At 44.5% G+C, this 19,218-nt stretch carries 20 protein-coding genes and 1 pseudogene; 12 read left to right on the top strand and 9 right to left on the bottom strand.

The genetic code is table 11. From position 1 onward, the window contains the following. The first annotated feature begins 152 nt into the window (after positions 1 to 152). The 6 genes from AB5062_RS20870 to AB5062_RS20845 all read left to right on the top strand — a co-directional run bounded on the left by AB5062_RS20870 (position 153) and on the right by AB5062_RS20845 (position 4,561). Positions 153 to 1,052 (top strand): glycosyl transferase, encoded by a 900-nt coding sequence (locus AB5062_RS20870; protein ID WP_012055950.1) that lies wholly within the window; start codon positions 153 to 155, stop codon positions 1,050 to 1,052. A gap of 6 nt (positions 1,053 to 1,058) precedes the next feature. Continuing rightward, on the top strand, positions 1,059 to 2,174 hold the full coding sequence (locus AB5062_RS20865; RefSeq protein ID WP_057280503.1) for a glycosyltransferase family 4 protein: 1,116 nt from the start codon (positions 1,059 to 1,061) through the stop codon (positions 2,172 to 2,174). Between the two features lie 26 nt (positions 2,175 to 2,200). Beyond that, positions 2,201 to 2,917 carry a WecB/TagA/CpsF family glycosyltransferase gene (locus AB5062_RS20860; RefSeq protein WP_007846488.1) on the top strand — a complete coding sequence of 239 codons (717 nt, stop codon included), beginning with the start codon at positions 2,201 to 2,203 and terminating at the stop codon, positions 2,915 to 2,917. 4 nt (positions 2,918 to 2,921) lie between these two features. After that, the gene (locus tag AB5062_RS20855) at positions 2,922 to 3,734 is read left to right on the top strand and encodes a YjbH domain-containing protein (protein WP_012055948.1); all 813 of its coding nucleotides are present in this window, start codon (positions 2,922 to 2,924) and stop codon (positions 3,732 to 3,734) included. Positions 3,735 to 3,923: 189 nt separating this feature from the next. Continuing rightward, positions 3,924 to 4,139, top strand: a complete 216-nt coding sequence (locus AB5062_RS20850; protein WP_041174498.1) for a hypothetical protein — start codon at positions 3,924 to 3,926, stop codon at positions 4,137 to 4,139. Positions 4,140 to 4,144: 5 nt separating this feature from the next. After that, positions 4,145 to 4,561, top strand: a complete 417-nt coding sequence (locus AB5062_RS20845; RefSeq protein WP_012055946.1) for a putative toxin-antitoxin system toxin component, PIN family — start codon at positions 4,145 to 4,147, stop codon at positions 4,559 to 4,561. A 170-nt stretch (positions 4,562 to 4,731) separates the two neighbouring features. Here the strand turns inward: AB5062_RS20845 and AB5062_RS20840 are convergent, their stop codons facing one another. Then, entirely contained in the window at positions 4,732 to 4,911 is a 180-nt protein-coding gene (locus tag AB5062_RS20840) for a hypothetical protein (RefSeq protein WP_008782394.1), read from the bottom strand. Between the two features lie 248 nt (positions 4,912 to 5,159). Here AB5062_RS20840 and AB5062_RS20835 point away from each other — a divergent pair, with 248 nt between their 5' ends. Together AB5062_RS20835 and AB5062_RS20830 are read left to right on the top strand one after the other, a co-directional pair. Further along, positions 5,160 to 6,791: a DUF4373 domain-containing protein gene (locus tag AB5062_RS20835; protein WP_117694637.1), complete on the top strand. Its 1,632-nt coding sequence runs from the start codon at positions 5,160 to 5,162 to the stop codon at positions 6,789 to 6,791. Beyond that, positions 6,788 to 8,788, top strand: coding sequence for a DnaB-like helicase C-terminal domain-containing protein (locus AB5062_RS20830; protein WP_008671268.1), 2,001 nt, complete (start codon positions 6,788 to 6,790; stop codon positions 8,786 to 8,788). The genes AB5062_RS20835 and AB5062_RS20830 overlap by 4 nt, the downstream gene beginning before the upstream one ends. 388 nt (positions 8,789 to 9,176) lie before the next feature. Here the strand turns inward: AB5062_RS20830 and AB5062_RS20825 are convergent, their stop codons facing one another. The 4 genes from AB5062_RS20825 to AB5062_RS20810 all read right to left on the bottom strand — a co-directional run bounded on the left by AB5062_RS20825 (position 9,177) and on the right by AB5062_RS20810 (position 10,906). After that, on the bottom strand, positions 9,177 to 9,491 hold the full coding sequence (locus AB5062_RS20825; protein ID WP_005851565.1) for a hypothetical protein: 315 nt from the start codon (positions 9,489 to 9,491) through the stop codon (positions 9,177 to 9,179). A 250-nt stretch (positions 9,492 to 9,741) separates the two neighbouring features. Next, positions 9,742 to 10,158 (bottom strand): N-acetylmuramoyl-L-alanine amidase, encoded by a 417-nt coding sequence (locus AB5062_RS20820; RefSeq protein ID WP_007846495.1) that lies wholly within the window; start codon positions 10,156 to 10,158, stop codon positions 9,742 to 9,744. Continuing rightward, the gene (locus tag AB5062_RS20815) at positions 10,158 to 10,262 is read right to left on the bottom strand and encodes a smalltalk protein (RefSeq protein WP_005851569.1); all 105 of its coding nucleotides are present in this window, start codon (positions 10,260 to 10,262) and stop codon (positions 10,158 to 10,160) included. Before AB5062_RS20815 ends, AB5062_RS20820 begins: the two co-directional genes overlap by 1 nt. Positions 10,263 to 10,417: 155 nt before the next feature. Then, positions 10,418 to 10,906, bottom strand: coding sequence for a DNA-binding protein (locus tag AB5062_RS20810; protein ID WP_117616099.1), 489 nt, complete (start codon positions 10,904 to 10,906; stop codon positions 10,418 to 10,420). Between the two features lie 351 nt (positions 10,907 to 11,257). On the opposite strand from AB5062_RS20810, the gene AB5062_RS20805 reads away from it, so the two are divergent. Then, positions 11,258 to 11,476, top strand: a complete 219-nt coding sequence (locus AB5062_RS20805) for a DUF4248 domain-containing protein (protein ID WP_032952811.1) — start codon at positions 11,258 to 11,260, stop codon at positions 11,474 to 11,476. 223 nt (positions 11,477 to 11,699) lie between these two features. On the opposite strand, the gene AB5062_RS20800 is transcribed toward AB5062_RS20805, so the two are convergent. From AB5062_RS20800 to istA, 4 genes and pseudogenes are all read right to left on the bottom strand, one after another. After that, entirely contained in the window at positions 11,700 to 12,776 is a 1,077-nt protein-coding gene (locus tag AB5062_RS20800) for a hypothetical protein (protein ID WP_032952805.1), read from the bottom strand. A gap of 31 nt (positions 12,777 to 12,807) precedes the next feature. Further along, a pseudogene (locus AB5062_RS20795) lies at positions 12,808 to 13,560 on the bottom strand (hypothetical protein); the annotation flags it as partial. A 68-nt stretch (positions 13,561 to 13,628) separates the two neighbouring features. Then, complete coding sequence (gene istB, locus AB5062_RS20790) at positions 13,629 to 14,390, bottom strand: IS21-like element helper ATPase IstB (protein WP_032953426.1); 762 nt, start codon at positions 14,388 to 14,390, stop codon at positions 13,629 to 13,631. Continuing rightward, positions 14,387 to 15,961, bottom strand: coding sequence for an IS21 family transposase (gene istA / locus AB5062_RS20785; protein ID WP_032953431.1), 1,575 nt, complete (start codon positions 15,959 to 15,961; stop codon positions 14,387 to 14,389). Before istA ends, istB begins: the two co-directional genes overlap by 4 nt. 1,378 nt (positions 15,962 to 17,339) lie before the next feature. On the opposite strand from istA, the gene AB5062_RS20780 reads away from it, so the two are divergent. From AB5062_RS20780 to AB5062_RS20770, 3 genes are all read left to right on the top strand, one after another. Continuing rightward, on the top strand, positions 17,340 to 17,852 hold the full coding sequence (locus AB5062_RS20780) for a BfmA/BtgA family mobilization protein (RefSeq protein WP_117597330.1): 513 nt from the start codon (positions 17,340 to 17,342) through the stop codon (positions 17,850 to 17,852). Then, positions 17,843 to 18,157 carry a hypothetical protein gene (locus AB5062_RS20775; RefSeq protein WP_229058014.1) on the top strand — a complete coding sequence of 105 codons (315 nt, stop codon included), beginning with the start codon at positions 17,843 to 17,845 and terminating at the stop codon, positions 18,155 to 18,157. The genes AB5062_RS20780 and AB5062_RS20775 overlap by 10 nt, the downstream gene beginning before the upstream one ends. A 63-nt stretch (positions 18,158 to 18,220) precedes the next feature. Further along, complete coding sequence (locus tag AB5062_RS20770) at positions 18,221 to 19,156, top strand: DUF5712 family protein (RefSeq protein ID WP_057098996.1); 936 nt, start codon at positions 18,221 to 18,223, stop codon at positions 19,154 to 19,156. Positions 19,157 to 19,218: the final 62 nt, after the last annotated feature.

The raw sequence follows: 19,218 nt of genomic DNA, 5'->3' as shown, positions 1-19,218 counted from the left end.
TAATTAATTAACAAAACTCGGTTTAGGGCACTGAAAAGTGCCCTTTCGAAGGGGGATGCCCTAAATTGAGTGCTTACTTTTTGATTCAAGATTTGAAATAATAATTTCCAAGTTGGTATTAGCTTATTATTTTATGGGCTGAAATAAATAATATGGAATATACTCCTGTTATTCTTTTTGCCTTTAATCGTCCAGAAGGATTAAAGGCTATAATAGAATCTTTGCTTCAGAATGAAGAAGCAAAACATTCTGTTCTTTATGTTTTTGTTGATGGACCACGTTTCCAACGAAAAGGTGAAGTGGAAAATGTGGAAAAAGTGCGTGATTATGTAAAATCTATAACAGGGTTTAAAGAGGTTCATTATAAGTTTGCATTGCAAAATAAAGGACTTGGTAATTCTGTTATAAAAGGTGTAACAGAAGTTATCAACCGATATGGTAAAGCAATAGTTTTGGAAGATGATCTTATTCTTGCACCCAATTTTCTTTTTTTTATGAATCAAGGTCTTGATAAGTACAAAGAAGAGACGAGTGTGTTTTCTATTTGTGGATATTCTAATAAAGTGAAAGTGCCGAAAGATTATTCATATGATACTTATTTCTGCACTCGTAGTAGTTCATGGGGATGGGCTACTTGGGCTGATCGCTGGAATAGTGTGGATTGGGAGTTGGAGAATTTCGATAAATACCACATACTGAAAAAAGAATTTAACCGATGGGGAGGTTCCGATTGTTGGAAGATGCTGAATGATTGGAAATGTGGAAGGAATAAGTCATGGGCTATTCGCTTTTGTTTTGCTCAGTTCTTACAAAAAAAAGTTTCCTTATTTCCTGTTACAAGCAAAGTGCAAAATGATGGTTTTGATGGGAAAGGTACAAACTGTAAGCGCTGGAGTCGTTTTCATTGTATATTTGATAACTCGGCAAAAAAGGAATTTACATATCCGGAAAATGTGTCTATCCATCCATCCTTATTTCGTTCTGCTATTGGTTATCATTCCATCATAAAGCGAATTTTTAGCCGGATAATATATTTTGTTTATAGATTTTGATAGTTGATGAAACCTAAAATCCTTTTTATTCTTCATCTTCCTCCACCTATACATGGCGCAGCCATGATGGGGAAATACATTCAAGAAAGTGAGTTGGTAAATTCTTCTTTCGATTGTTTTTGTATAAATTTAGCTACAGCAGGAAGTTTGTCTGATATTGGGCATATAAGTTTAAAAAAGCTGTTGAAGTATTTCTTTCTTCTAAAGCATATTTCTCACGTTGTAAGAGAAATCCGTCCCGAATTGGTTTATATCACTCCGAATGCCGGAGGAAAAGCCTTTTTTAAAGACTTTATTGTAGTGCAGATGCTGAAAAGTATGGGGTGCAAAGTCATAGCTCATTATCACAATAAAGGCGTTTCGGTTTATCAGAGTAAATGGGTTTATAACTTCTTTTATAAACGTTTTTTCAGCAATTTGAAAGTAATTCTGTTGGCAGAGAATCTTTATAAAGATATAGCCAAGTATGTAAAAAGAGAAGATGTGTATATTTGTCCGAATGGTATACCAAACTTACGTAAAGGAGAATTTGAAGCAAGACGGAAAAACGAAGTCCCTTATCTACTTTTTCTTTCTAATCTATTGATAAATAAAGGAGTGTTTGTATTACTTGATGCGTTAAGAATATTGAAAGAAAAAGGGTATCTTTTTAATTGTCAGTATGTAGGTGGAGAAACAGCCGAGATTAATGCTGTACAGTTTTCAGAAGAAGTGGATAAACGGGATTTGAATGATAGGGTTGCTTATGTCGGTCGAAAAGTAGGAGAAGAAAAAAATGCTTTTTTTCAACAAGCAGATATATTCATTCTTCCAACAATGAATGAGTGTTTCCCTTTGGTCATTTTAGAAGCCATGGAATATAAATTGCCGGTCATCTCAACCAATGAAGGCGGCATCCCCGATATGGTGAAAGATGGAGAAAATGGCTTGATTTTTGAAAAACAGAATCCGTATTCGTTGGCTGATTGTATTGCGAAGTTGTTGGATGATGAGGAATTAAGAGTTAAAATGGGAAATGCCGGTTATGATAAATTCTGTCGTGAATTTACTCTACAACAATTTGAGCACAGAATGCTGGATATATTATCCCAAAATCTTCCTCAAAAGGAAAAAGAAAACTAATTTTTAAAGGTAGAACTACAATATTCATGTTATTGAAGTTAAAAAACTTACCCTTGTTGGAAAGCCATCGAGGGCTGACCACTTTGCCTTCCGGCAAACTCCTGATCAACACCATCAATGCCCATTCCTACAACACCGCCCAGAAAGACAAGCTCTTTGCCGAAGCTTTGCAGCAGGGAGATGTGTTAATCCCCGACGGAGCAAGTATTGTCAAGGCGTGTCGTTGGCTGAATGCAAGATCCAAACCTACAGAGCGTATTGCCGGCTGGAATCTGTTCGAGTTCGAGATGAACAAGCTGAATACTATCGGAGGAAAATGTTTTTTCATGGGCAGCAGTGAAAAAGTATTGGCATTGATAAAACAGCGTGTGAAAGTGGATTATCCCAACATCGAAGTGGAAACCTATTCGCCACCCTATAAGCCGGAGTTTTCGGAAGAGGACAATCGGGCGATAGTCGAAGCTATCAACAAGGCAAATCCTGATTTGCTCTGGATAGGGATGACTGCCCCCAAGCAGGAGAAATGGGCGTACACGCATTGGCATGAATTGAAAATCCATTGCCATTGCGGAACGATAGGTGCTGTTTTCGATTTCTATGCCGGAACGGTAAAGCGTGCTCCCGCCTGGTGGCAAAGGCATTCTCTGGAATGGTGTTACCGGTTATTGAAAGAACCCCGCCGGATGTGGAAACGTTACATTATCGGCAATCTGTTGTTCATGTGGAATATATGTAAGGAGTAGCTTGATGAAAAGAATCTTATTGCTCGTTTTTTGGTGTAGTGTTTCCTTATGGGCTGATGCCCAGGCATTGCTGGGAACTACCGGACTGCTTCATGCTCCCACGGCTGATATGCAGCGTGATAAAACTTTTCTGTTTGGTGGAAACTATTTGAATACTCATCCGTTATCCACCCATTTTCGTAGCAGTGAAGTGGGGTATACCTTCAATTATTACATTAATATTACTATTTTCCCTTGGCTGGAGGTGTCGTATATCTGTACATTGGTACATGCGGATCATGGCTCTACTTATTTCCCGGAACAGTCTTGGGGAAAATTCACGAATCAGGACCGGGCTTTCAGTGCGCGTCTGCGCCTTTGGAAAGAAGGGTGGTGGAAGGAGTGGACACCGCAAATAGTCCTTGGTCTGGACGATCCCACTTCTCATGCCGATCATGGCGGTGGTGAACTGGTGTCCGGTAATACAAGCGGTTCCAATAATTACGCAACACGTTATTATCTGGCTGTAACCAAACATTTGGATGTTCAGAATATAGGTGAATGGGGTATTCATGCCGCATTTGTATATGGTAATGCCAAAGGTATAGAGCATTATAAACGTCCTTCATTCGGCACAAACTTCCGTTTTCAGTTACTCGGTGACCAGCCTTTGATTAAAGTTGTAAATAATCTTAACCTGATGGCCGAATATGACGCCCGCACAGTGAACATCGGGGCGCACTACCAGCTTTGGAAAGACCACATCAACCTGATTGCCGAATTGAACAACGGGAAATACTTCTCTGGTGGCATTTACTTCAAAATCCATCTGAAATGATAAAAAAGATTATCCGATTAGGATCTCCGGAATAGATTTTACTCTACAACATTTTGAACATCGGGTGTAAGGGAGATATTGTTGCAAGATTTATCGAGTCGTATTTCATAGGCGTTAATTAATGAGAAACATTTTGGATATTATCATTATAAATTCTATATTCGCATAGAATTTATAACCGATATAATTATGGAAACTACAGTATTCAACCCCATACAGAGGCATTTGTTGGAAATGTTTTCTTACGATAAATCTCAGGAAGGTCTGGAAGAATTGAAAGAGGTGCTCTTTCAATATTATTCCAAACGGATGAATACAAAGTTGGATGAACTTTGGGATAAGGGAATTCTTGACCAGAAAAAGCTGGATGAAATAGCTGAAATAGATATTCATTCATTAAAATAACGTCAATGGCTAAGTTGGTTCTTGATACGAATTGTCTTATTCAAAGCATTCCCCAAAGGAGTCGTTACCATGTCTTGTGGCAATCCTTTGTGGACGGAACGAACAAGCTCTGTGTATCCAATGAAATATTGGAGGAATATATAGAAATTCTGCAAAGACTTACCGACAATGAAACGGCGGAATATGTGGTGAAAACCATATTGAACAGTCCGTTTGTTGAATTGATAACTCCATTCTATCACTTTAATCTGATTACAGTCGATCCTGATGACAATAAGTTTGTGGATTGTGCCATTTCGGCCAATGCGCACTACATTGTTACTAACGACCATCATTATGATGTGCTGAAAGATATAGATTTTCCTAAAGTGAATGTTGTAAATATTCAGCAATTCTGTATTTATCTGTCACAAGAAAAATAATTTTTGAGTAAAAAGGAGGATTTATAGTTGGAAATAAAATAACTATAACTCCATGCATCCTGGGTGCAAAAACCGCCATAGAGGCAGTCTCCATACAGAGGCGCTCTATGGCGGTTTCCCGTTTCCCCACGTTTACCGGGGAAAATTCCCGTTTCCGGGAAGCCGGGAGGTTACTCTTCCATTTTGAGCTTGCCCAGTTCTTTCAGGATGTGCTCCATGGCTTCTTTGTAAACCTCCGGTTTCTCCTTTTCCATCCATTTCATCAGTTTGAAGTAAGAATTTGGAGTCACAATCTTTCCGTCTCGAATTTTGGTGGCGGTGGACCGGCCTATCGCACCTTTGTCGTTCAAGTTGTTGGGGTTTAAATCGCTTCTTCGCACGGCATTACTGATGCAAGTGCTGATGATCTCAAATTTTTTTCATGTTACTAAAAATTAAATTATTAAATAATAATTTGTAAACAGCATAAACATAGCTACTTACAAAATGTCTCGGCAAAGATAGGAAATGTTTATTAACAATTGCTTGTTTTTGTGAGCAACGCCCTATTTATATTTTGCGTTCCTTTGCGTTATATTTATACTAACACACAAAAGAAATGGATTATACAGAGCAGTTTATCCGGCTGAATTGCAGCTTGATGTCGGATTACAAAATGATGAAGCTGAATGCCGACATGAAATGCATGGGGCTGGGGTTGTATCTTGAAACGATATTGTTTCTGCGAAAACAGCAGGAATACAAACATGATTTTAACGAACTGGATTTGCTGGCCGATCAGTGGGGAGCTACCGTGGAAAATCTGCAACATCTTATTAAGGACTTCGATTTGTTTCTCATTACAGAGGACGGGTATTTCCGATGTCTGTATCTGGACGAGGTGATGGGATATCAGAGCAAACTTTCCGAGCAACGTGCCGCTGCCGGCAGTAAGGGAGGGAGAAGCAGTAAGAAAAGTACGGTGAAAGCATCTGCAAAAGCAACTGCGTCTACAATAGGAAGGGGCAGAATCAACGAAGGGAAAAACGGTGATACATCTTGCATGGATCGTAACGAGGAAATCTACATGAAAAGTAATGATGCGCCCTGCGTGTATGATAACGGGGAAGCCTACCTGAAAAGCGATGATACACCTTGCGTGGATTGTAACGGGGAAGTCTACATGAAAAACGGTGATACGTCCTGCATGGATCGTAACGAGGAAATCTATACGAAAAGCGATGATACGCCCTGCATGGATAATAACGGGGAAATCTACACGAAAAGTAATGATGCGCCCTGCATGGATAATAACGGGGAAGCCTACCTGAAAAGCGATGATATATCTTGTGTGAATAATAACGGGGAAGCCTACATGAAAAACGGTGATACATCTTGCATGGATAATAACAAGGAAGTCTACCTGAAAAGCAGTGGTGCACCCAGTATGGATAGCAAGGAGAGAATTTATATGGAAAGCAGGAATGTGGATAGTAACAAGACTGTCTGCATGGAGAGCAGCAAGCCAATCCATTCGGATTATAATAAGGAAATCTACAAGGAAAACAGCACGGAAAGCAACGTGAAAAGTAGTGCGGAAAGTATGAAAAATACGACCGCAAAAAATACAAATGAAAATTCAGTCAAAAATGTGATTCAAAGTGTTGATAATGAGTGCTATGGAAAGAATTTGCAAGCAAGCTTTAAGCAAAGCTTTATAAGAGAAGAAAAGAATAGAGGAGAGAAGAAAAAGAAAGATGATGTAGACATCATAGAAACAAACGGCAGCATCGACGACGACATGAAATTTTGTTCCGGAAAAAAGAGCGGAGAGATGTTGCGATGGGAGTGTTATATCAATGAAGCTTTCAAAGTTCAAAGTTGGGTGGAAATTGTGGGAATGATGTCGGGGTTGAAAGGAGACTTTCTGAACAATCTTCCCTTTATTCGTTCCATGTTTAAAAAACATGTTGTGGTTCAAGGAAGTACGGAACGCATTACTTCCGTATCCGAAGCGCAAGCCTATTTTGCTAATTATATCCGTCCGGGAAAGCCCACCCGTCTTTTTCTGGAAGAAAAGCTGAAAGAAAGAAGCCGGATGCAGAATGAATCGACATCGTTCTCGCCCTACGAAACGTACAATCCGCTGACCGGCGAACGTTCGTATTGCGGAGTTCCTCTTCCTGCCGATGCACCCCCGCGCCCCAACGGACGTGCCACCTGGGATAACCTGAAACAGAGCTGGATATGACGCGCGAAGAACATGCAGACTATGTGCGGTGGCTGAAAAGCCTGCCGCGCAGAAAGGACCATTTCCGTATGCCTTGTCCTGAATGTTCCGCAACGCGAAGCAATCCCAAAGATCCTTCGTTCAGTGTGCATATCACCCGTGAAGGGGGATGGGCGAAATGCTTTCATTGTGATTTCGCCATAGCGTGGAACGAGGACGAGATGTGGAAAAGAGAACAGAAACAACAAGACCGGGAACGGCAGAAACAGCAGAAGGATGCACCGCAGCACCGTAACACGTCGCAGCACCACGATGCAGCATCGCAGCACCATAACACGTCGCAGCACCACGATACAGCACCGCAGCACCATAACACGGCACAGCACCACGATGCAGCATCGCAGCACCATAACAGGTCGCAACGCAAGCCGCACATCCCCCTGCAACCGCCTGTACATTACGTATGCCCGGTAATTAATAAAAACAAACAAATTATGAATGGAGAAATGATGGAATACATGGTCGACAGACGAGGTATTCCGATGGACGTCCTGACAAGGATGAAGATAGAGGAACGCTTGGAATTCCTGCCGCAGACCGGCAAGGAAGAAGCCTGCATCTGCTTCCCTTACCTGGAGGACGGAGTAATGAAAAACATGAAATTCCGGGATGCCGCAAAGCATTTCAAGATGGTGAAAGGAGCCGAGCTGATTCCTTGGAACATAGACGCCATAAAAGGAAAGGAAAAGTGCTACATCACCGAAGGCGAGATAGATGCCCTCAGCCTGATAGCCGCAGGACTGGAAGAGGTGGTGTCCGTACCCAACGGAGCCGGAGGCGCGAACCTTCAGTGGCTGGACCGCTTCGTGGAGTCGCACTTCGATGACAAGGCGGAAATCATCCTGGCCATGGATACCGACAAGCGCGGAGTGGAGTTACGCGACGAACTGGTGCGCCGCCTGGGCGTGGATCGCTGCAAGGTGGTGGCCTGGGGAGAAGGCTGCAAGGATGCCAACGAGTATCTGTTGAAGTACGATCTTCCGAGGCTCCGCCAGCAGGTGGAGCAGGCGGCGGAAATCCCGTTGGAAGGAGTCTTCTGCCCCATGGACGAATGGGATACGCTGATGGATATTTATTACAACGGAATGCCGGAAGGAGCCGATACGGGACTGGAGAATCTGGACCGGCTGATCAAGTTCGAGCGTGGTTTTGTGCTCACGGTCACAGGCGTTCCCGGCAGCGGAAAAAGCGAGTTTGTGGACGAAATTGCCATGCGCCTGCTCCTGCGCCACGATTGGAAGGTGGGCTATTTCAGCCCGGAGAATACCCCGCTGGCCTATCACTACCGCAAGCTGATACGCCGCGTGGTGGGCAAGCGTTTCGAACACAAGGGGATGCCGTTGCCGGAAGCCGGACAGGCCATCCGTTACCTGGCACAGAGTGTCTTCTCCATTATGCCGAAAGAGGACTTCTCGGTAGAGAGCGTGCTCCGCATTGCCGCCCAACTGGTGAGCCGGAAAGGAGTGAAGGTGCTGGTGGTGGACCCCTTCAACCGCTTCGAGCATCAGATTCCCGACTGGGAAACGGAAACGCAGTACATCAGCCGCATCTTCGACGAGTTCTCCAATTTTGCCGTGAAGCACAAGGTGTTGCTCATTTTGGTGGCGCACCCCACCAAGTTGCGCCGCGAACCGGGAAGCAAACGCTGGCCTGTGCCCACGCTGTATGATATCAACGGCTCGGCAGCCTTTTTCAACAAGACGGATTATGGAATGGTGGTAGACCGTAACGATGAGCTGGGGCAGGTGCTGGTGCGTGTGGCCAAGGTACGTTTCGACCATCTGGGCGGACCGGGAGATGCTTTTTTCGCCTTCAGCACTTACAACGGACGCTACACGCCTACCGAGGAGAGGACCTTGGATCATAATCCGCCCGAACCGAAGTGGGAGCATACCAATTTCCTGACAGAGAAGCTGAAGCCCGAACAGCAGGGCCTGGGGTTTAATGAGGGGGAATGAAGTAGTTGAATGTTGCTGTTCCTGAATAACTTGGGGATAGGAGAAGGGAGATGTCAAAACAAAAAGGACAACCCCGAAAAGTTACAGATAGTAATTATAACACGTAAAAGGATCGTATCAAGCTCTGTATGGAGTAATGATACGACCCTTTCTTTAGTCTTTTAGGATGCTCAAATTTCAGATTGTAAGTTCATGTTTTCAAAAACTGAGTTTTGACATTCGCCTTTTAGGTTTTGTAGTTACAGTCTGTAACTTCTCGGAGTAGTCATTTTATTTTGACATACCCCCTTTAAAAGTTGCTTACAAGTAGATCATGTTGCCGGCAGGCTTTACTGATTACTGGTCATTCCTCAGTGATCACTGCTCATTCCTCATTAACCGCTAGCCACTAAAATCCTCTCCACCGTTCCCGTTTTATCTCCTCGCACTGCCGTCGCTGCCATGCGGGCATTATTTTCTCCAGCTCTTTCAGTTTCCATCCCTTCATAAAGCGTATCTCGTCCTTTTCCTGCTCCGTGCACAGGCTGATGCGCAGCAGTTCGGGGTAGAGCACCTGTATATGGAAAATCTTGGCTCTCCACAGCAGCATGGACATCTGCCAGGGGGTGAGGGCTTGGATGCGGTTCAGGGTGAGCAGCATTTCCAGATAATGACGGTAGAAGGCTTTGTCCACGGTCATGAGTTGGTTTATCAGATAGTTCATTTTTATTATTGTTAAATGAAAAGATTAGTTGAATGAAGGGTCAGGAAATCAAAGCGGAGGAAAGGGACGCTATCTTTGGAGAAATCATCCTTGGATACGTTATCTTTGAAGAAGCCTCTTTGAAAACGAACGGCTCTCATTAGGAAACCCTATCTTTGGAGAAATCATCTTTGGATACGTTATCTTTGAAGAAACCTCTTTGAAAACGAACGGTTCTCATTGGAAACCCTATCTTTGGAGAAAGCTTCCCTTAAAAGCGGTATTCCTTTACAGCATCAAAACAAGGGCACGGCTTCACGGGATTCAAGTCATGATGCCCCACTATCAACGCTTTGGGGAACAGGAGGCGCAGCTCGCGCAACAGTGCCAGCATACTTCCTTTCTGCATCAGAGTACGCGTATCGGCAGGTGTGCAGTCCGCCGAGAGTCCTCCTTCATAGCAGATGCCGATAGAATGCCGGTTATGGTTCTTGCAATGCGCTCCCACCTTTTCCAGAGGTCGTCCGCGGTGAATCTCTCCGTCACGGGTGATATAGAAATGATATCCTATGTCCGTGAAGCCCCGGTGGCGGATGTGGTCCCGGCGGCAAGTCTCAAAATCCAGCCTCCGCCCCTCAGGGGTGGCGGAGCAGTGGATAATAATCAGGGTGATGGTTCTCATGATCATCAGATACAGGCGTTCAGGCCGAGTGCGCCGGCAACGGCGGTGGCTACGGTGATAATTACTTTCAGAATCAGTGTCCAGGTGTTTTTCTTTGTTCTTGAACTCATTGGAATTTTGTTTTAGAGGTTGATAATAAGTGAATTGTAATGGAAGCCAAGGGCTGAATGTACCCCAATGAAAACGGCTTGTCACAGGGGCACATTCAGCCCTTTAGCGTCGTGCCTTTAGCGTCGTGCCTTGCTTCCGTCATACAGGGGTTCCGTCAGGCCTGTCCTCCGTTTTCCGGCTCCTTCGCCTCTCCGGTAAGATCCACACTGGTCTTTCCGGCTTTCAGCGCCTTCACCACCAGTCGGGCCGCTTTGCGCGTGGCCACCAGGTTGAACACGGCTTCCTCCTGCAAGTTCTGGAAACGTGTTCCGGCACTCCAGTTCACATTCAGCTTTCTGACGTGGATGGCAGGGTTGTAGTCGGCAGCGCTTTCCGCTCCTATACTGTTGATGCTGATGGAGAAATCCCCCAAGTCGCCCAGCTGTATCTTCTGTCCTCCCAGAAGCTGTTCCCTCATGCAGTCCACCGCCATGGTGAGGATGGCCACGATGTCCGCGCGCTTGTACACACAGCCGTGGCTGGCGATGTGCTCGGCAAAGCGGTTGATGTCCATCACTTCCGAATACTGTGCACTGGCGTAAGCCTTCTTGGCGGCATCCGAGTCCATCGGATTGCTACGCATAACGATACTGTAATTTACCATAATCTGTTAAAATTAAAAGTTGATAATTGAGAATTAAGAAACACTGTTGCCGGGGAATGAAGCCAGTCTGCCGTCAGTCACTGTCCATTAACCGTCAGCCACTGGTTTCCGACTGCTGAAAGAACCCTATCTTTCACGTGTAAGATCCTATATCTTACAGCTGTAAGATTATAGATCTTTCGCCTTCATCGTCCCGACATTACAAAGATACGATGTGCGGATTCCGGAAAGTTGATTCCGGTGGGTTGTAGTTGATAACAGTTGATTCTAGTTGATTATTGTTGGAAAAACATTCTTTCTTCTCGTCCGTTTTTCGTACTTTTATGGAAGTAAATAAAAAGTATGGAATGTATGGAGAATTTTGAGATACGCACGTATGGCCGCACCGAACTGGCCCTGTGTTATTTCCCGGATTTGAATCCGCAGGTGGCTTACCGTAAGTTGCAGTATTGGATTGACTATTATCCTCACCTCAGGGAGAAACTGGAGAAGATGGGCAGTGGCTTGAGCTGCCGTACCTATATGCCGGCTCAGGTACAGCTGATTGTGGGGGCGATAGGGGAGCCTTGAAAGGGGATTGTGATGGAGTGCGGCCAGATAAAAAGAATGGCTTCCCCGATTGCGTAATCGATATGGCAAGTGAACGACCGGCTCCTGTTGACAGTCGCATTGAAAGATTGGCAAGGTTGATATATGTGAATGAAAATGACACGAATGACGCCAATCAGAGATATAGACCCAATTTGCGCCATTCGTGTCATTCACATTCTGGATAAAGAACGGAATAGAACCTCTATTCCCGTATTTCTCCCTTATGCACCAGCATTTTCACCAGTGTCCGTTTGGAACTGTGCGTGTCCGAAACCCATAGCACAGAGTCGTTTTGCGCATAGATGCGGGCAGGCTGGGAAAAAGCATATCCTTTTACAGTTTTTATTTTCTTGCTCCATTCGTTGGACTGGCGTTCGTATATGTTGATGGCATCATTGTCACCGGTAGCATACCAGCGGTCGCCGCACAACGCCAGTGTCTTGGGCTTGAAGCCGGGCGACAGGGAAAGGTCGTCCAGATCGATGGAAGCGTTGTTTGCCATATCATCGTTGACCAGTGCCGGATCGAGCACCCGTATTTTCTTCCCTTCATAATCCGTGAGCAGCAGATGCCCTTCCGCATCGGGCTGCATGGAATGGCTGGCAAAGCCGTTGTTGCCCGGACTGCCGTTGCCGGATGCCCGGCGGTAGCGGTTCACCTTCTGGTAATTTTCCGGGGTGGCATCCTCCTCTTTGTAAATGCTGACCATTCCGTTCTTGTCGCGTGCGAAAATCAGCCCGTCCTTTACCGTCATGGCCTGTGCCTGGAATACGGGGCCGCTCCATTGCCCGTTGCCTATGCAGGTGAGGTAGGACAGTTCCGGCAACCGGAATACATGGATGCGCGACTGGCGTTCGGCCACATACAGCCGGTTGCCCGACGGCACGATGGCTTCTATCTGACTTCCGAAACTCTTCTCCCCGCCGTCGTGCTGCCAGCTCTGCAAGGTTCCCAGCCGTTCACCTTTCTTTATACTGAACAGCAACAGGCTGCTGCCTGCCTTTCCGATGTTTGCGATGAAAAGGGTATCCCCCAGATGGGCGACGGTATAAGGGGTGAAATCCTCGGCCGTTTCCATACCCAGGGTTTCCGCATCAATCAGCTGCGCCGCCTCATACGAGTAATACCAGTAACTGTTATAATCCCCGTTTCCTTCTCCTTCCCCGTTTCCTCCGCCGGGAGCGGAGGGGTAGCCGCAGATTTCATCCAGGGTGACTTTGCTGCATTGTGCCGTCAGGACTCCGGACAGCACAATCAGGATATAAGCGTATATTTTCATGTTGTTCTTACTATATTATATAGGTATATATTTATTTCAGCTCACTCATGGGGATGGCGTAAACGCATGTCCCGTTTTTCACGCGGTCGGTGATGAACAGCGTGTGGCGGCGGATGCAGAATTTCTCAGGTGCTTGCAGGGTGATGCCGCCGATGGTGGTATGGTCCTTCATGATCTCTCCCGTCCGGGGATTGACCTCACAGAACTTTTCTGTGCCGTTGGAACTTACAAACAGCCTTCCTTCGTAGAAATCCAAGTCGTAGGGTACATTTTTATAAGCCAGTTGCCCGGTGCGTTTGGGTGAAACTCCTTCCCGTATCCCGTCAGGGGCGAACAGGTCTATGCGTTTGGCGGGATGGGTGGAGTAGAGCAGGCCGGTCTGTTCGTCCACCGCCATGCCGTAAGTGCCGTTTGTCTCGCCCAGATGTTCGGAACGTACATAAATCCGCGGAGTCACTCCGGACTGTATAGCCTGCTCTTCTACAAAGTTGACGTAGCGTTTGTCGTGTATCATGACCAGCCCTTTGTAGAGCAGCACATCGAAGGCATGTACGGTCTGCGTGGGCCCTGTTCCCCAGCTTCCATTGCCTATGCAGGTAAGGAACTGATGGCTCTTCGCATCAAAAATCTCGGTACGGCTTCCTTCGTGGGTGACATAAATCTTGTCGTTGGCACGGGTGATACCGTTCGGGCGGCCGCCGAATTTCCCGGTAGCTTCTCCGTGCTTCCATTCCTTGATGCTTCCCAAGTGCTTCTTGCCGCCGCCGGCAAGGCCGAACACCTCTTGTAATTTGCAAATTTTCTTGTGCCTTTTTTTAGAAAAGTTAAATATGCCACAGAATACACCGGTAACTAAGGCTTTGTTGTAGTCTTGAAAATCGTCTGCCTGTTTTCTAACCGGTAGCTACTGCCGGTGAACTTGATGACTTCACATCGATAAAGCAGCCTGTCAAGCAGAGCGCTGGCAAGGATTTCATCATTCAATGTTTCTACCCATTCTGTAGGTGCCTTGTTGGTTGTAATGATGATGGATGTCTTCTCATGTAGGGTGTTTATCAGGTTGAAGAAGGCAGTTGCTTCCTCTCTTTTCACAGGAAACAGCATGATATCATCTATTGCCAGCAGCTGTGCGCGCAGAATCTTGTTATAAGTCATCATGGCCGGAGTTGAGATGTCTTTAAGTCTGAGACAATTTACGATATCCTCCATTGTCATCAGGTATGCCTTGTAACCGGCCTTGACCGCATCAAAGACAAGACCGGCTGCCAGAAATGTTTTTCCAGTCCCTGATGGTCCCATCAGGATCAGGTTATAAGCTTCACGGAGCCATACCAGTTCACGAAGCTCCTTCATCTGCCGGCGGTCTATGCCCTCATAAAAATTGTAGTCGTATTCGTCAAGATCATGTTTTCGGGGCAGACGTGCCGCAACAAGGCGTCTCTCGTAGTCTTTCCTCTCTTTCATCTCAACTTCGGTGCCTAATACCAGGGACAGGAATTCCGGGTAGGTCGGTTTTTCTTCCTGTGCATGATGCAGAATGCTGTCCATGCGGTTTGCAATGTTGTAAAGCCGCAGACGTTTGGCGTGTGCTTTCAATTTTTCACTTTGTATCATTCAAAAAACTTGTTATATTGGTTTATATCTGTTTTTTCAGGATGACAGTCCGCTGTTTCCGGAATGGATGTCGGAGCTTGGAAAGTCATCCCGTTCATATTGTCCTTACTCCTGTGGATTGAGCCGGATATTTCCTGCACGGAAAGGCTGTTGTATATGTTTTTTTCCAGACAGGTCCGCAGGGCTGCTATCACTGTTTCTTTGCCGTATTCGGATATAACATGAAGCAGCAGTTTCATATTGTCTCTGTAATAACGCGGCTTTTCCCTTTCCAGATTCCGGAGCCACAGAATAACGGTGGGGTCATCTTCCGTCCGCTTTCGGATCCGGACCTGCAAGTCATTCACACTCCGTGTCTTGTCCTTATGATGTCTTTTGTCACATACATTTTTCCCTTTTCCGGGACACAACTCATGCCTGCATATGAGTTTACCGCTCTCTTTGTCGTACAGCTCGATATGTCCGTTATTCTCAAGAAGCCATACAACGGTGTTCCGATTTTTATAGGTGCCGGAGGGCACGCTGTAGTAGTTGGTCCGGTACCGTACCGTATTGTCCTTGCGGACATGATACTCTTTCGGCTCGTCTTTGGGGGGCACCGGTTCTCCATAGTATGGCAACAGATATTTCCGTTCAATCTCAAATTCCTCAGCCGGAACCAGGCGTGTGGTTCCATGTATCTTGCCGTTTCCTGTTTTTTCCAGCCATTGCAGGACCTCGGTGTTAAGGACTTCCAGGCTGTTAAATGTCCGTCCGGCAAGAAAGTTACGCTTGACATATTTGACCACATTTTCCACTTTTCCCTTGCTTTCCGGATCAGCAGGACGGCAGAACACGGGCTGGAAATGCTGCTCGTTGACAAAGGCACGGAATGTTCTTGTCAATATGAGGTCACCCAGGTTTTCTCTGACCAGCAGGACTTTGTCCTGGTCATAGATTATCCTTCTTGGCTTCCCTCCGAAATATGCGAAAGCCAGTTCATGGGCATATACGGCTAGGGCTGATGTGAAAGGCGTACAGGAAAAATACACGAACTTCTGCCTGGAACGGCTCATCACCATGACAAAAAAATAAACTTTGACAAAGTCGTTCCTGTATGTGGGCATACGGCTTTCTCCGAAATCCATCTGGGCATATTCCCCGTAAGGGGTATCCGGCATTTTCTCATAAACACGTTTGGAAAGCCCCTCCTTGTCCAGATTATACTTACGACGTACAGTTTCCACAAAATTGTATACGGTTTTCCCGCAGACAACAGGAAGATCAGGATACTGTTCCTTCATCCAGTCATGAATCTGAGAGGCGGACAGGAACCTGTACCGGGAAAGAACGTCACAGACATAACTTTCGTATTTGTCAAGTATGCGGGGATATCGCCTGCGATGCTGCAATTTTGCAGTCAATGTGTCCTCATCCATTTTCAAGTACCGGCGCACCGTACTTCTATGCAGACCAAGCTGGAACGCAATCTGACTTTTGTTAAATCCTTTTGAATATAATTCTCTTATTTTGTACCACATGATGACTCTGTTGTTTGATTGGTGTCTGCATGCGTCCTTAGTTCTGTCCATATCATTTATATTATTGAAACGCAAATATAGACATTTTTAGGAGGCATGATGGCATATTTCCTTTTTCTAAAAGGACATGGGGCAAAGATACGGATTACAACTCCATACCTGTCCGTATTAATATTTTAATGTTGTAATATTTTAATTTTAAAATATCAAACAATTTTAAAATTAAAATATTCTGATATTAAAATGTTTTTAAATTGAACCGTCAGCATTCCTTTGAAAAAAAGAATATCCATTGATTTTCCACATAAGTTCAAGTGTGGGTTACAGAATTAGGTGTCTGATATTTTTGATGATAATATAACATGTATGGGTAAATAAATATCATAAAACAACACCTGCATGACTTCATGTACAGGTATTTATGACTAAAGTTTTAATATTTCAACATTTTGATATTTTAATGTTTTAATATTAAAACACTTTAATGTATTGACATTAAGTATTGGATGGATATATATATTGAATGGATATTAAAAAAAAGTGACACGGCAATTTAGAATGTATACCTATCGGATTCGTGGAAAAAGAGGACGATTCAAAATAATCCTGCCGCTTCTTTTTGTTCCTTCTTGACGCTACCAGGCATGTCCGGTTCTCCGCCATCATTTTCAGATTACCTATATTTTTATTCGTTCATGGACAGGAATGTTCATGCGCATTTCTATCGGCAACCCATAAGTATTGACTGTCAGGTATTGTTCATTTTCTTTTTTTCGGGAAGATTATGCAGAAACAGATATTGTACTTTTCTTGATTTTCAGAATCGGTTTGATAAAGTCTGCCGTATTGTCTTCCGGTTTGTCCACCGGCCACTTGCCGATAGCTTCCGAAGGAACCTCTTACAAAATGGCAATGCCAGTGCCTTTCCGGATTTCTCCGTGTCTTTCAAGACCTGAAATCCGGCGCACATCCGTATCTGCCATATGACCTTGCAGTTTGTTCCTGTATGGACATAATATATATCCGTTTTTCTGTCACATATTTTTTATATTCATTTCATTCCGCATGGTCTTTTCTCTTTTCTTTGGAAAGGGCTCTGCCCGAGAAATTCCATTTTTTCATCGAAAAAATAATAAGGAAGAGCAAGCAGGGTTCAGGCAAAGCCATGAACCAAATCACGCAGAGCCGTGATTATCAATTGATTATTAGACTTTTTGTAAATAGAATATTTATATTTAGTAAATTTTAACTAGATAAGTGTCTATTTTACAGACTTTTACATTGTAAACACAATATTTACAATGTAAAATTATTATATTGTAAATCAGTGCTTTACAATGTAGATATAATATTTACAAAAAAAATATGGTCTGAGTATAAAAACGTTATACTGCTTCCCACTTACATTTGCGGAAACCATATAAAAAATATGACTGCTTTGGAAAAAAAATTCAATACGACAATTCGGTTAACCGCAGATGTGAAACAGCATCTGGACGAAATGAAAGGAAGCGTGTCGGCCAGTGAATTCATTGAGACAATGCTGTCCTACTTTGAGCGGAACGGGGTGGATCCCCGAACATCAATCAACGGGAAGTTCAAGACACTGGAACTTCAGGGAATCGAACGGATCATCAAAATCATCCGTGCCATAGAAAAAGATAAGATTGACAAGCTGCTTCCTGCATCGGAAGCGCACAGTGATGATCTGCTGAAACAGGCAGACAAACAGGTCACCCAACTGAAAGCGGAAGTGGAACGCTTGAAAAAAGCAAGTGCTCCTGACGTGGTAGGTAGAAACAAATTGGGACAGGTTGTCAGGCTGCTGGAAAACGCTTTCGACCAGAAGAACTTCAAGAAGGCGGAAAAAGGAACAGATTATTTTGTCGCACCGGTTTATCTGGAAATGTTGTTATATAAAGTAAAGGAAATATGCTCATAAAACAGGTAATGGCCCGTCCTGTACCGACTCATCCGAAGTGGAAATACAGTTTGAACAGAGAAAGTATGATACTTTTTTTTCACAAGAAAATATTATATGGCGCCAATGTGGTTTATGCGGAAGGCTGGCAACAATCAAAAAAAAGAATGGCATATTCTACCATATTTCCAGCAATCCTTTACAGAATGAAGTGTCCATATAGTCCGGCGAATTATCTGAAAGGGGATTATGAAGTTCGGGCTGTCACAATGAAGGAACAGAGGACGACAGGCGGTGAGTTGAAAAAAATGCAGTATCATACATGAATCTGTATTCAAGAAATTTCAATAGGAACCTTATGATTATTATCAGAACTAAATCCAGGTGGAATGTTTGTAAAGGTACATAAACCGGTCAACACACCCTGTGTATGCGACAACAAGGATAGGTGCCGGGCACTGGTGGAATATCTGTTGAAGGAAAGTCTTGAAGACAAACCTTATTATGACACTTTCTTCTCCCATGAGGAGGATTATGTACCACCGGTGACGGTCATGCAAAAGATTGACAGCAACCATAAGAAGCTGATGAAAGGAGATGATAAATTCTATATGCTGTCCATCAATCCCTCACAGGATGAAGCGGCTCATCTGATCCGGAAGGTTACAGGAAAGCAGGTGACGGAATTTGAACAGCTCACCGTGGAGGAACAGGAAAAAGTCATTCATGAGTTGAAGAATTACTCCCGGAACTGTATGGACCTGTATGCGGAGAATTTTCGCAGGGAGAAGATAAAATCAGGAAAGGATCTTGTTTATTTTGGGAGGGTGGAAACGGAACGCCACTACAGGAACAGTGATGAGGAAGTGAAGGAGGGACAGGCAAAGTCAGGGGACAGGAAGCCCGGGCTACAGCTTCATGTACATATCATCGTGTCACGGAACGATGTGACACAAACAGTAAGACTTTCACCATTAGCAAGAAGCAAAGGTTCATTTAATGAACTAAACGGTAAGAAAGTCATGGTGGGCTTCGAACACATGGAGTGGAAATCCCGGTGTGCGGACCGGTTCATCAGTATGTATGGTTACAAGGCCACACACAAGTATTACGAGGACGGCAGGGAACATACCTACCATTATGTTCCGGGAAAGAACGAGACGATGAGCATGGCCAAATCCGCCATCCTGCAGAAAGAATTCAGAAACGAGAGGAAGATGCTGGATGTGTCTTACCGGATGTTCCGTTTCATGGTGAATCCGAAACAGGCTCTCATAGCGGAAGCTAAAAGACTGGTAAAGGATGCGCTTACTGGAAAAATCTAAATCAATTTATGAATATGGATCATATGTTTATTATGAGACTGGCAGCCCTGCTTTTTGGCGGC

Origin of the sequence: Phocaeicola sp. RTP21359st1_B8_RTP21360_211022, from assembly GCF_040911965.1 — a bacterium.
Lineage (GTDB): Bacteria > Bacteroidota > Bacteroidia > Bacteroidales > Bacteroidaceae > Phocaeicola > Phocaeicola vulgatus.
This window is presented reverse-complemented; position numbering and strand designations above follow the sequence as displayed.